The following is a 12,126-nucleotide window of genomic DNA, read 5'->3' on the forward strand; positions in this document are numbered from 1 at the left end:
GGGCAGCAGGCGGGCGCGAAAAAGGAGTGATCCCGATGGAAACGCAATTGCTGCACCGCGGCCGGCTGATCGACCATATCCAGCTGGTCGTCGCCGATCTGAAGGCGAGCCGCGCCTTTTACGACGCGATCTTCGACGTGCTCGACATGCCGATCGGCGGCGCGGGCGAGGATTATTTCTGGGTCGACGAATTGTTCGTCTCGTCGAAGGACAGCGAAGCCGCCGTGGGCAAGCTCACCGGGCGGCACCATCTTGCGTTTCAGGCGGCGGACCGCGCGATGGTCGACGCCTTTTACAAGGCGGGGCTGGCGGCTGGCGGCGCCGACCATGGTGCGCCGGGCGAGCGGCCCTATCATCCCGGCTATTATGCCGCCTTCCTGCTCGACCCCGACGGCAATAATATCGAGGCGGTCTATCATGGCGCGCACGAACGCAGCGCGCCGTCGGTCGAGATCCGCTTCTAGCCCCCTTCAGGCATAGCCCACCCAGCCGCGCCAGGTGAAGGCGGCGTAAAATTGCTCGACCCCGGTGAAGCCGGCGTCGCGCAATACGGCTTCGTCGGCGTCGGGGCTGAGCATCGCGACATGCTGCGCCACCGCGGTGCGCGCGCCGGCGGTCTGTTCGGGGTCGGCGCCCGATGCGATCGCATAGCTGGCGTAGCGGTCGAGCCAGCGGTCGCGCTCGCCCTCGCCTTGCGGGAAGCTGCCATGCGCGGCGACGAAGGGCGCGCCGGGTTTCAGGCGGCGCCGGATTTCGGCGGCGGTGCGGATGCGTTCCCCGGCGGCGAGGAAGTGGAGGGTGAGCAGACAGACGGCGCCGTCGAACGGTCCTTCGGGGGCATCGTCGATATAGCCCTCGACCAGCGCCGCGCGGTGCGCGTGCGCGCCGAGCGTCTGCGCCGCGAGGCCGAGCATCGCGGGCGCGGGGTCGACGCCGGTGAAGGTCCAGCCGGGAAAGGCATCGGCGAGCGCGCGCAGTTCGAGCCCGCCGCCCGCGCCGAGGATATGCGCGTCGTCGGGCACGCGCTCGGCGAGCAGGATGCCCGTCATGCGGTGGAGCGCGTCGAAGCCGGGGACGAAGCGGCGCGGCCCGTCGGCGTAGCGTGCGACCGCCGCCGGGTCCTTGAAATGGTCGAGGAAGTGCTGCGCACCTTCAGCCATGATGATGATCCTTTATATGGGGAGGGCGCGCGGCCATGCGCGCTTGGAAATCGGCGGCGAGCTCGGCGAGCGTCACCGCGGCGAAGCGGGCGAGGAGCAGCGCCTCGGCATCGCGAAAGGCGGGATCGAGCGCGGCGTTGACCGCCTGTTCGACGAGGCAGCCGGGAGCTTCGGTGCGGTTGCCCATCGCCATCAGCTTCGGGCGGCCGATCGCGTCATAGACGTCGCGCATCGTGATCGCGGCGAGGTCGCGGGCGATCGTCCAGCCGCCGCCATGGCCCTTTTCGCTATGAACGAAACCCGCGTCGCGCAGCCCGCCGAGGATGCGGCGGATCACGACGGGGTTGGTCTGCATCGCCTTCGCCAACTGCTCCGACGTCATCGGCGCCCGGTGTTCGGCCATGTGGAGCAGGACGTGGAGGACGCCCGAGAGTCGGCTGTCGCGTTTCATGTAACTTTAAATAGTGCGTGATGACGCGATGTCAACCGCAGGTGCGCTATAGGGATAATACAGTTGTTGACCCGCGGCGCGCGAATCGCCTAGATGGCCGCGCCCGGGGATGTTCATTGGGACGATGATGCGATGAAGATTCCTGCGATATTGGCGATGCTCGCCGCGCTGTCGGGCTGTGCGGCGGACCCGATTGCGCCGGCCCCCGCGTCCAATGCGGCGCCTGCCGCGACCGAGGTCGAGATCACCCGCGACGCGGCCGGCTGGCAGGCGCGCTTCCGCTTTGCCGAAGATGCACCGGTCTGGGCGTTCGAGCGGTCGGCGCTGCTGCGGCGCGAAGAGACGCCCTGGCGCCCGAAAAGCTGGACGGTGGCGACGCCGGGGGTGTCGCTGGTGCGGATCGGCGATTTCGACGCGCTGGTCGCCGATTCGGGGACCGTTCCGCGCGAGGTGGTGATCCGCTTTCGCCCGCTCGCCGAGGATATCATCGCCGATTATGATCCGGCGATCATCCTGTCGGACGGATCGCTCGCGCTTTATGGCGGGCATTTCAACGCCTTTCCGATGGACAGTCGCGAAGCGGTCGCGGTGCTGCGCGAGCCGCGCGAATATCCGGCGCGGATCGCGCTGACCGCCGCGGGTGCGCCCTTGTTGTTCGACGGCCGGCGTATGACGCGCGCCGAGGCGGTGGGCGACCGCTATGTCTATGTCGGTGACGTGTCACTGGCGGCCGACGATCCGGTCGCGACGATCCTCGATCCCGGGCTGCCGCGCTGGATTTCGGGGCAATTGCGCGATTTCACGCCCGCCGTGTTCCGCGATTATGAGGCGATGATGGGGTCGCACAAGAGCAGCCGGCCGATGGTGATCGCGAGCTGGGCGGGCGCGGAGTTTCGCGGCGCGAGCACCGGCGGCAGCGTGTCGCCCGGGCTGATTACGATGCGGCTGGAGGGCACCCAGCTTTTGAAGGAGACGCCCGGCGCGCTGCACCAGATGCGCTGGTTCATCGCGCATGAGGCGGCGCATTTCTGGCTCGGCCAGACGGTCGGTTACGCGACCCCCGACGAGGCGTGGATCACCGAGGGCGGCGCCGATTTTCTGGCGATGGGGGCCGCGCTGCGCGCCGATGCCGGCTTCGATGCGGCCAAATTCACGGCCGAAGCGCGCGCCGATTGCGCGGCGGCGCTCGCCAAGGGCCCGCTCGCCGATGCGCGGCGGCGGGGCGACCAGCGCGCCTATTATGCCTGCGGATCGCTGTTCGCGGCGGCGGTCGAGGCAGCGGGACGGCCGCGCGGCAAGGGCTTCGCCGATTTCGTGCGCACCCTGATCGCCACCGACAGCGACGGCAGGCTGACCGCAGCGGAATGGCTGGCGGCGGCGCGCAAATTCGGGGTGCCGCCCGAACAGCTGGCGCGGATCGACGCGCTGCGCGCCGGGATGCCCGATGCCGCGCCGGTGATCGCGGCGCTGCTTGGCGATTGACCGGGGCGGGCAAAGCGGTTAGCCAGCCCGCGATGACCGACGCCCTGCAACCCCGATTCAAGGCATATTGGCGCTCCTTTACATAGGAGCGGCATGGCATCACCCTTTGACCATCGCCGCCGTGTTCGGAAAGGCGAAGGATCATTGTTCCCATACCCCCCGGTCACGGCGTGCGTTTTTTGAGAAGACGCGACATGACCGATAGCTTGCTTGCCCTCTCGACCGACCGGTGCCGTATCGCACCGCTCCACGCCGACGACGCATCCGCGCTCGCCGCGATCACCGATGCGTCGGTGACGGCGCAGGTGTATTTCCTGCCGACCCCCTTCACCGAGGCCGATGCCCGCGCGCTGATCGCCGGATCGGGCGGCGGCGACGTGTTCCATGCGGTGCGCGACCGGGCATTCGGCGATTTGCAGGGGGTGATCGGCGTCCATCGCCGCGACGCGCGCGAGGTCGAGGTCGGTTACTGGTTCGCGGCCAGGGCGCGCGGCAAGGGGCTGGCGACCGAGGCGGTGAATGCGGTCGTGCGCGAAATCGCCGCGTCGCGGCCGGGGGCGGCGATCGTCGCCGAATGCCATCCCGATAACGATCGCTCGCGCGCGCTGCTGCGGCGCGTCGGCTTCCTCGCGACGGGGCAGATCGGGCGGCGGCCGGGGCGGGTGCTCATGAAGTGGCGGCCGGGGTCGGGGATCGACGTTTGCTGAGCGCTTTGCCATGGTGGTGACGGGGCAAGGCAGGGCGACGACGATGAGCCGATTGATATGCGGTCTGGTGCTGGCGGCTGCCGCAGCGGCGGTTCTCGGCGGCTGCGGTGAATTCAAGGTCTGTATGAACTGCTTCGAGCATGATGCGGAAAAGCCGCTCAGCGAGGCGCAGGCCCGGTCGATCGTTGTCGATGCTGGAATCAAGACGCTGCCGATCGAGGCGCGCAATGTGCATTTCCAGGAATGGTGCGGGATCGACTGTACCCAGGTCTTTCGGTTCGACCTGCCGAGCGACAAAGCGCATGCGGTTATGCAACCATTCTCAAAGGTCGCGATCGCCCCGGTGTCCGACTTTGATCAGGGCCGGCTGATCCGTAGCCAGCAGGCCGATCCGCCTCTGAGCTGGTGGTTGAGGGCGCCGGTGCCCGATGCGGAGGGCGTTGCAACCGATGTCAGTATCGGCCAGCTGACCGAATTCATTTTGGTGCCCGACGGAGCGATGACGCGCGTCTATATGCACGCGTTCGATATGTGAGGCGTTTCGGCTTCTGGCTGGCCAACCTCTTCCTGCAACGCCTTGACGATCGCTGCGACCGAGGTCGGGGCATAGGCGAAGCCCATATGGCCGCAGTCGACCTCGACCTGGCGGTCGCTTTCGTGCGGGGCGCCGCGGGCGCTGTTCACCGCGACGACGCCGTCGTAGGACGACCACAGCGCGAAGGTCGGCATTTCGGGGCGCGGCGCGGGGTGGAAATCGATCGGCGGGTTTTCGACCGGGTGGCGCGCGATCAGGTGATAGAGGCGCCACGCGCGGTTGGCGCGGCGGCTGCCCGAAAAGGGCGAGCCGAGGGTGACGACGCGCGCGACCTTGCCCGGATGGTGCTTGGCATATTCGCGGGCGTAGATGCCGCCGAGCGACCAGCCGACGAGCGCGGGTGCGTGGCCGGTGCGGTCGATGATCCACTGCACGCGGCCGTCGATGCGCTCGATGATGTCGGGGGTCGCGCCGCGGTTGAAGCCGAGGCCCCAGGCATAGCAGCGAAAGCCGGCGCGGCGCAGGTCGCCGCGCAGCGCCTTGGTCGCCCAGTCACCCGACAGGAAGCCCGGCAGCACCATCACCGGTGGATGGTCGCTGTCGGGATTGGGTTCGGGCGGCAGCGCGCGGATGCGGCCCCACATGGCGCGGATCAGCGACGTCGCCTCGCGCCAGAGCAGCCCGAGCGACGGCGGCGCATCCGGGTCGGGGATGCGCGCCGGCCATTCGGCGCGCCGGGCGAGGAGGTCGCGGAGCATGGGCGCGCTTTAGCCCTTGGGAACGAGCTTCACCAGCTTGCCGTCGCTGCCGTCGGTGAGCAGCCAGACCGATCCGTCGTCGCGGACCTCGACCTCGCGGATGCGGGTACCGAAATCCCAGCGGTCGGACTTGTGCAGCTTGTCGCCGTCGACGGCCATGCGGATCAGCCCTTCGCCCGACAGCGCGCCCATCAGCAGGCTGTTCTTCCAGCCCGGATAGAGGTCGCCATCATACCAGACGAGCCCGGCGGGCGAGACCGAGGGGTTCCACCAGAGCTTGGGCGCGGCAAATTCGGGGCGCGTCGGATGGTCGGGGATGTCCTTGCCGCCATAATGGTCGCCGTTCGAGACGATCGGATAGCCATAGTTGCTCTTCGCCGCGACCAGATTGACCTCGTCGCCGCCTTGCGGGCCCATTTCCTGGTTCCAGAGCTGGCCCGACCCGTCGAAGGCGAGGCCGAGGATGTTGCGGTGGCCGAGCGACCAGATCTGCGCGGTAACGCCGCCCTCGGAAACGAAGGGGTTGTCGGCAGGGACGCTGCCGTCGGGGTTGAGCCGGACGATCTTGCCGAGATTGGCCTTCATGTCCTGTGCGGGGTCGAACTTTTGGCGCTCGCCCGAGCCGATGAAGAGATATTTGCCGTCGGGCGAGAAGGCGAGGCGGTGCGAGAAATGGCCGCGGCCGGTGACCTTGGGATCCTGTTTCCAGATGATCTGCAGGTCCTTGATCGCGGGGGCGCCGCTCTGGTCGAAGCGGCCCTTGCCGACGACCGCGCCAAAGGTGCCGCCCTCGCCGGCCTCGACCCAGCTCAGATAGACGGTGCCGCTGGTCGCGAAGTCGGGCGCGACGATGACGTCGCCGAAGCCGCCCTGGCCGCCATAGGCGACCGTCGGCACGCCCGCGACGTCGACGACCGCCCCATTTTCCTGCCACAATTTAAGCTTGCCTGACTTTTCGGTGACGAGCGCGAAGGGCGTGCCGGGCAGGAATGTCATCGCCCAGGGTTCGTTGAAGCTTGCCACCTCCTGCACCGTGAAGGGCGCATCGGCGAGCGGGGTCGCGGGCTGCGCGCCATTGGCGTCGATCGCCGACGTATCGGCAGGGGCGGCTTCGCTGGGCGTCGCGCCGGTCGAACAGGCGCCGACGAGCAAGGCGGCGGCGAGGGCGGCAGTCGAAATATTCTTCATGTTTTTGATCTCGCTTTGCGGGGGGAGGCGGGGTGCAATCTGCCCCGCCCGACCCGCAAAGTCGAGGGGTCAGCGGCCGAGCGCCCCGTGGCGCGCGGCGATCGTCTCGACGCTGTCCATGATCGCGTCGATCGCTTCGCTCGCGGGGCCCGCCTCGGCGCGCTTCTGCGAGAAATGGCCGCTGTTCATGATTTCCTCGAGCGCGGTACGTGCGCGCGACACGCGGCTCTTCATCGTGCCGAGCGCGCAGCCGCAGATCTGAGCCGCTTCCTCATAGGACAGGCCGCCGGCACCGACGAGAATCAGCGCCTCGCGCTGGTCCTGCGGCAATTCCATCAGCCCGCGCTGGAGGTCGGCCATCTCGCCGCTGTCCTCCTGGCTCGCGGGGGTCGACAGCGTGCGTTCGACCGCGGTCTCGTCATAATCGCCGACGAACTTGTTGCGGCGCATCTGCGACAGGAAGGTGTTGCGCAGGATGACGAAGGTCCAGGCCTTGATCGACGTTCCCGCCTCGAACCGGTCGCGCGACGCCCAGGCCTTGACCATCGTGTCCTGCGTCAGATCGTCGGCGAGGTCGGGATTGCCCGAAAGGCTGCGGCCATAGGCGCGCAAATGCGGGATGACGCCGGCGAGCAGCGCCTTGAATTCATGATCGGGAAGATTTTGGCCCCCCTCCCGCAGCGAAACGGCGCTTGCCTGGGTCATTCCTGATCGGGCGCTTTCTGGTCGAGCTGCGACAGGAGGTCGAGCATGGTGTCGGGCAGGGGTTCGGCGACGACATTGCCATAGATGGTGCGCAGCTTGGTGCTGACCGGCTCGGGCGCCTGGCGGCCGGTGAGCGCGCGGTGCCACTGGTCGGTATCGGTACCGGGAAAGCTGCCCGGACCCGAACGACGGCCGAGCGGCGCGCGCTGTTGGGCGCTGTTGCCCTTCATCCTATGTTCGCCGTGGGTTGCCATGTCCGATGAACGAAAAAAATCGCGCCAAGTTCCCATGCGCGTTGTTTTTTGCGACGGACCGCGGCGCGCGCAAAAAAATTGCGCACCTAATCCAGGTTAGCGCATGCCGCCCAGCACGGGTGTAGCGTCGATCGTCGCTGCCGCGCTCTTCGCCGCGGCGCGGGAGGGTCGCATTGCTTTCGGTCATCTATGTCAGCGTCGCCGATCCCGGTCTGACGCCCGCCGATATTGCCGCGATGGTGGCGCAGGCGCAGGCGAACAACGCCCGCGACGGGCTGACTGGCGCGCTGATCTATAACGGCCAGAATTTCATGCAATTGCTCGAGGGGCCGGTGGCGCGGGTCGAGGCGTGCCTCGCGCGCATCCGCGCCGACCTGCGCCACAATGGGGTGATCGAGATCCGCCGCCGGCTGGTCGAGGAGCGCGAGTTTTCGGCCTTTTCGATGCTCTACAGTCCCTTGTTCCGCGAGCATGACGCCGGGCTGTCGCGGCTCGCGGCGCGCGGCCAGCTCGACCCGCAGGACGAGCAGATGATGGCGAATTTCCTGGCGCTCGGTCACCGCGGTCCGGGCGGGTGATCGCGCCCGGGCCCGCCGCGCGCCCGGGGTCGCGATACACCCATATGGGTTTGCATCGGCGCCCGAACGGGCTAAGCCCTGCCAAGATGATGTTTTGCTTCAAGGTTCTGCCAGGGCGTCCGGAACGGCGCCTGTGACGATCAGCGACACCGCCCAGCCGCTCGACGACGCGACGTTCAAACGCGAACTCGCGGCGATGCTGCCGCACCTGCGCGCCTTCGGCCGCAGCCTGTGCGGCAACGCCGACCTCGCCGACGATCTGGTGCAGGAAACCATGCTGAAGGCGTGGAAGGCGCGCGAACAATATATCCCCGGCCCATCGAGTATGAAGAGCTGGGCCTTCGTCATCTTGCGCAACTGTTTCCTGTCGCAGATGCGGCGCAAGAAATTCACTGCCGATTATGACGAGCTCGCCGCCGAGCGCCTGCTCGTCGCGCCCGACGCGCAGGACGACAGCCTGCACCTCGGCGACGTCCAGCGCGGGCTGATGATGCTGCCGGTCGACCAGCGCGAGGCGCTGGTGCTGATCGGCGCCGGGCAATTATCCTATGAGGAGGCGGCGGCGATTTGCGGCTGTGCGGTCGGGACGATGAAGAGCCGCGTGTCGCGCGCGCGCACGGCGCTCCACGACATATTGGAAGGCGGCCAGATGCCGCTGCGCAGCGGCGATGCGCTGGCGGCGAGCGAAGTGTTCCGCAGCATCATGGACGATGTCGACAGCCTGACCTCGAACGGGCCGAGCGGCGGTTGAAGTCGATTTCCCGCCCGCTTGCGGGAGGGGTTAGGAGAGGGCAGATCGCTCTCCCATGCTTGTTCAGGAAACAGACCCTCCCCCGACCCCTCCCGCAAGCGGGAGGGGAGGAGAAGGTCAGGCCGCCAGTTGCGGGGTGAACAACAGGCTCTGGCTGATCGCCGCGCGCACCGTATTTTCGCGGAACGGCTTCGAGATCAGGAAGGTCGGCTCGACGCGGTTGCCCGTGAGCAGCCGTTCGGGGAAGGCGGTGATGAAGATGACCGGCACCGGCGCAAGCGCGAGAATGTCCTGCACCGCGTCGATCCCCGACGACCCGTCGGCAAGCTGGATGTCGGCGAGCACGAGCCCGGCATCGGTCGCCGCAAAGGCTTCGACGGCGTCTTCGTGCGTCGTCGCGACGCCCGCGACCTCATGGCCGAGATCGCGGACGATCTGTTCGAGCTCCATCGCGATCAGCGGTTCGTCCTCGATGATCAATACCGAGGTGCGGGCTTCGCGGTCGAGGTCGCCGACCGCTTCGGCGAGCAGGCTTTCGACCGTAGGAATATCGGTGCCGGTGATCAGCGCGGCCTCCTCGGTCGAAAAGCCTTCGAGCGCGGTGAGCAGCAGGATCTGGCGGCCGAGCGGGGTGATCCGCGCGAGGCGCCGGTTGGCGGCGCGGACGATGGGATCTTCCTGATCGTCGCTGCCTTCGCCGTCGGAGATATAAGCGCTTTCCCAGATGCGGTGGAAGGTGCGGTAGAGGTCGATGCGGATGCCGTCGCCCGAGCGGAACTCGTCGGGGGCGGCAACGACGACCTCGAGCATGGTGTGGACGAATGCGTCGCCATGCTGCTGCGTTCCCGTCAGCGCGCGCGCATAGCGGCGCAGGAACGGCAGGTGGCCGCGGATTTCTTCGCCCAGACTCATGCAATATCCTCCCTTGGAATGTTCGCATACGCGCGTCCCGCCGGTCGGGTTCCCGCCCGAGTCAGAATCTGGGCAACTAGTCGGCGCGGCATGCGTAGAAGCGGTTGGGACGCGGCAGCAGCGGATGACGGAACGGCTTTTTCCTTTCGGTCCGATTGGTTACGATATTTGGCAAGGACCGAAATCATGGCAAGGCGACCCTGGGGCAGGACGGCGGCGCAATGATGCCGGGGGACGACAAGGGGCGGATATTGGCGGACAGCGGGGACAGCGACCTCCGGCACGAGGAGGACCGGCAATCGGCCGAGGAGCGGCGTCTGCGGACGCTGCGCGAATACAGGATTCTCGACACGGGACCCGAAGCGGGATTCGACCGCATCACCAAGCTCGTCGCCGATCTGTACGACGCGCCGATCACCCTCGTCTCGCTGGTCGACGATTGCCGCCAATGGTTCAAATCGGCCCATGGCCTCGACGTCCCCGAAACCCCGCGCGACATCAGTTTCTGTCAGTTCGCGATTGCGGAGCGCAAGCCGGTGGTCGTGCCCGACGCGACGGTCGACCCGCGCTTTCGCGACAATCCGCTCGTCACCGGCGCGCCCGACATCCGCTTTTACGCCGGCGTGCCGCTGCGCGCCTATAATGGGGATATCCTGGGGACCTTGTGCATCATCGACCGCAAGCCGCGGTCGCCGCTGACCCCCGACGACATCGGCCGGCTCGAGGATTTTGCGGCGATCATCATGGCCGAGGCCGATTTGCGGCGGATCAGTATCGAGCGCGACGCGGCGCGCCGCATGCTCGAACGCGCGCTCGATTTTTCGGGGATTGCGACCTGGCAGCTCGACCCGCGCACCGATGCGCTGCGCTGGCACGGCGCGGTCGCCGAACTGTGGGGTGCCGATTTCGAGACCGCGCTTTCCACCGCCGAACGGGCGTTCGCGCGCATCCATCCCGAAGACCATGGCGTCGTGCGCGCGGTGCTCGACGAGGCGATCGAGAACGGCACGCCCTATGCGGTCGAGCATCGCATCCTGCACCCCGACCGCGGGGTCCGCTGGCTGTCGATCCGCGGCGACTGGGACGTCCGGTGGAACGACGCGATGCTGACCGGGGTCAGCATCGACATCACCGAACAGCGCAACCGGCGCGACAATGACGCGGTGCTGATGCGCGAGCTGCACCACCGGATGCGCAACCTGTTCGCCACCGTCGGCGCGATCATCTCGCTGACCCGCCACGCCGCGACCGACGTCGACGATTATGTCGAGCGCGTGAGCAACCGGCTCGACGCGCTGAACCGCGCGCAGAATGTCCTGCTCGGCGCCAATTTCCTGACCGGGTCGATGCACGCGCTGCTGCGCGAGGTCGAGGCGGCCTTTCCGCGCGTCGGCTGGTCGGGCCCTGACCTCGAGCTGCCCGAAAATGCGGTGGTCGCGATGGCGCTGCTGTTCAACGAGCTCGCGACGAACGCGGTCAAGCATGGCGCGCTGGCGAGCGAGAGCGGCAGTGTCGAGGTGCATTGGACGCAGGGCCCCGACGACGATCCCGACCGCCAGTTCCGCCTCGTCTGGACCGAAAGCGGCGGCGCGCCGATTTCGGGGCCGCCGGGCCGCACCAGCTTTGGCACCTTGCTGATGGAGCGCAGCGTGCGTAATAATCTGGGCGGGACGATCGAGCGGCGCTGGGAGCCGGGCGGCTTGGTCTGTACCGTCACTTTGCCCGCGCGGTGGCGCGAAGCATAAACCAAAAGGGCGGGGGCCTGTATGACGTTGGAAGCGCTGGTCGCGCGCTTGCATTATTACGCCGACCTCGGCGACGCCGATCGCGAACAATTGCTCGCGCTCGGCGGCAAGGTCCGCAGCTTTGCCGCGAACGCCGAACTGGTGAGCGCGGGCGAACCGATGGACGCGGTGCTCGTGATGCGCGAGGGCTGGGCGGCGCGCTACAAGGAGCTCGAGGACGGGCGGCGCCAGATCCTCAACATCCTGCTGCCCGGCGATATCTTCGACCTGCAGGTGCTCGTCGCGGCCGAGGCCGACCATAGTGTCCTGGCGATCAGCGCCGGGTCGCTCTATGCGATCCCGCCGCAGGCGGTGCGCGACCTGATGTCGGGGTCGGGCGCGCTGACGATGGCCTTCTGGTGGACGCAGGTGCAGGAGGAAGCCTTCCTGCGCGAACAGATCGTTCGCAACGGGCGCCAGAGCGCGCAGGAACGGATCGGGCATCTGCTGCTCGAACTCCATCGCCGTGCGCAGATCGTCAACCTCGCGAATGGCGACGCGATGCGGTTACCGATGACGCAGACGCAGATCGCCGACACGCTCGGGCTCACCCCGATCCACACCAACCGGGTTTTGCGACGGCTGGTGCGCGAGGGCTATATCGAGATGAACCGGCAGTGGATCCGCTTCCTCGACCCCGATGCGCTGGCGGCGATGTGCGGGTTCGATCCGAGCTATTTTCACCTCGATGCATTTCGCATGCGGTTGGGGTGGGGCTAGAAAAACTGCCGTCGTCGCGACCCCGGCGAAAGCCGGGCGGAAGCAATCCAGGGCGGCTTACGCATGCCCTGGATTGCCGCGTCGCCTTCGGTTCCTCGCAATGACGGGGTTTAGACTAACCTAGATTTGTTCTTTTTTTGT

Annotated in this window: 15 protein-coding genes; 8 read left to right on the forward strand and 7 right to left on the reverse strand. The window is 67.4% G+C overall.

Features of this window, described 5'->3' with window-relative positions:
* The first annotated feature begins 35 nt into the window (after positions 1-35).
* Entirely contained in the window at positions 36-464 is a 429-nt protein-coding gene (locus B1A78_RS09475; protein WP_077146726.1) for a VOC family protein, read from the forward strand.
* 6 nt (positions 465-470) lie between these two features.
* Here B1A78_RS09475 and B1A78_RS09480 read toward each other — a convergent pair whose 3' ends face one another.
* A complete protein-coding gene (locus tag B1A78_RS09480; protein WP_077146727.1) occupies positions 471-1,160 on the reverse strand; it encodes a class I SAM-dependent methyltransferase in 690 nt (229 codons plus the stop codon).
* The gene (locus tag B1A78_RS09485; protein WP_077146728.1) at positions 1,153-1,611 is read right to left on the reverse strand and encodes an Rrf2 family transcriptional regulator; all 459 of its coding nucleotides are present in this window, start codon (positions 1,609-1,611) and stop codon (positions 1,153-1,155) included. Before B1A78_RS09485 ends, B1A78_RS09480 begins: the two co-directional genes overlap by 8 nt.
* A gap of 93 nt (positions 1,612-1,704) precedes the next feature.
* Between B1A78_RS09485 and B1A78_RS09490 the strand changes: the two genes are divergently transcribed.
* The 3 genes from B1A78_RS09490 (at position 1,705) to B1A78_RS09500 (ending at position 4,335) form a co-directional block, all read left to right on the forward strand.
* Positions 1,705-3,093, forward strand: coding sequence for a hypothetical protein (locus B1A78_RS09490; RefSeq protein WP_083734012.1), 1,389 nt, complete (start codon positions 1,705-1,707; stop codon positions 3,091-3,093).
* A 194-nt stretch (positions 3,094-3,287) separates the two neighbouring features.
* On the forward strand, positions 3,288-3,800 hold the full coding sequence (locus B1A78_RS09495; RefSeq protein ID WP_077146729.1) for a GNAT family N-acetyltransferase: 513 nt from the start codon (positions 3,288-3,290) through the stop codon (positions 3,798-3,800).
* 10 nt (positions 3,801-3,810) lie between these two features.
* Complete coding sequence (locus B1A78_RS09500) at positions 3,811-4,335, forward strand: hypothetical protein (RefSeq protein WP_218667958.1); 525 nt, start codon at positions 3,811-3,813, stop codon at positions 4,333-4,335.
* Here the strand turns inward: B1A78_RS09500 and B1A78_RS09505 are convergent.
* The 4 genes from B1A78_RS09505 to B1A78_RS09520 form a co-directional block, all read right to left on the reverse strand.
* Positions 4,311-5,093, reverse strand: a complete 783-nt coding sequence (locus B1A78_RS09505) for a triacylglycerol lipase (protein WP_077146731.1) — start codon at positions 5,091-5,093, stop codon at positions 4,311-4,313. The genes B1A78_RS09500 and B1A78_RS09505 overlap by 25 nt on opposite strands.
* 9 nt (positions 5,094-5,102) lie before the next feature.
* Positions 5,103-6,281 (reverse strand): PQQ-dependent sugar dehydrogenase, encoded by a 1,179-nt coding sequence (locus B1A78_RS09510; protein ID WP_077146732.1) that lies wholly within the window; start codon positions 6,279-6,281, stop codon positions 5,103-5,105.
* 69 nt (positions 6,282-6,350) lie between these two features.
* Positions 6,351-6,986: a sigma-70 family RNA polymerase sigma factor gene (locus tag B1A78_RS09515; RefSeq protein WP_077146733.1), complete on the reverse strand. Its 636-nt coding sequence runs from the start codon at positions 6,984-6,986 to the stop codon at positions 6,351-6,353.
* A complete protein-coding gene (locus tag B1A78_RS09520; protein WP_144037753.1) occupies positions 6,983-7,240 on the reverse strand; it encodes a NepR family anti-sigma factor in 258 nt (85 codons plus the stop codon). Before B1A78_RS09520 ends, B1A78_RS09515 begins: the two co-directional genes overlap by 4 nt.
* 173 nt (positions 7,241-7,413) lie before the next feature.
* Here B1A78_RS09520 and B1A78_RS09525 point away from each other — a divergent pair, with 173 nt between their 5' ends.
* On the forward strand, positions 7,414-7,818 hold the full coding sequence (locus tag B1A78_RS09525; protein WP_077146735.1) for a BLUF domain-containing protein: 405 nt from the start codon (positions 7,414-7,416) through the stop codon (positions 7,816-7,818).
* Positions 7,819-7,951: 133 nt separating this feature from the next.
* A complete protein-coding gene (locus tag B1A78_RS09530; protein ID WP_256837585.1) occupies positions 7,952-8,569 on the forward strand; it encodes a sigma-70 family RNA polymerase sigma factor in 618 nt (205 codons plus the stop codon).
* A gap of 117 nt (positions 8,570-8,686) precedes the next feature.
* On the opposite strand, the gene B1A78_RS09535 is transcribed toward B1A78_RS09530, so the two are convergent.
* A complete protein-coding gene (locus B1A78_RS09535; protein ID WP_077146737.1) occupies positions 8,687-9,481 on the reverse strand; it encodes a response regulator in 795 nt (264 codons plus the stop codon).
* 224 nt (positions 9,482-9,705) lie between these two features.
* Here B1A78_RS09535 and B1A78_RS09540 point away from each other — a divergent pair, with 224 nt between their 5' ends.
* Complete coding sequence (locus tag B1A78_RS09540) at positions 9,706-11,226, forward strand: GAF domain-containing protein (protein WP_256837588.1); 1,521 nt, start codon at positions 9,706-9,708, stop codon at positions 11,224-11,226.
* 21 nt (positions 11,227-11,247) lie between these two features.
* Positions 11,248-11,985, forward strand: a complete 738-nt coding sequence (locus tag B1A78_RS09545) for a Crp/Fnr family transcriptional regulator (RefSeq protein WP_077146738.1) — start codon at positions 11,248-11,250, stop codon at positions 11,983-11,985.
* Positions 11,986-12,126: the final 141 nt, after the last annotated feature.

It is taken from the genome of Sphingopyxis sp. KK2 (assembly GCF_001990265.1).
Taxonomy (GTDB): Bacteria; Pseudomonadota; Alphaproteobacteria; order Sphingomonadales; family Sphingomonadaceae; genus Sphingopyxis.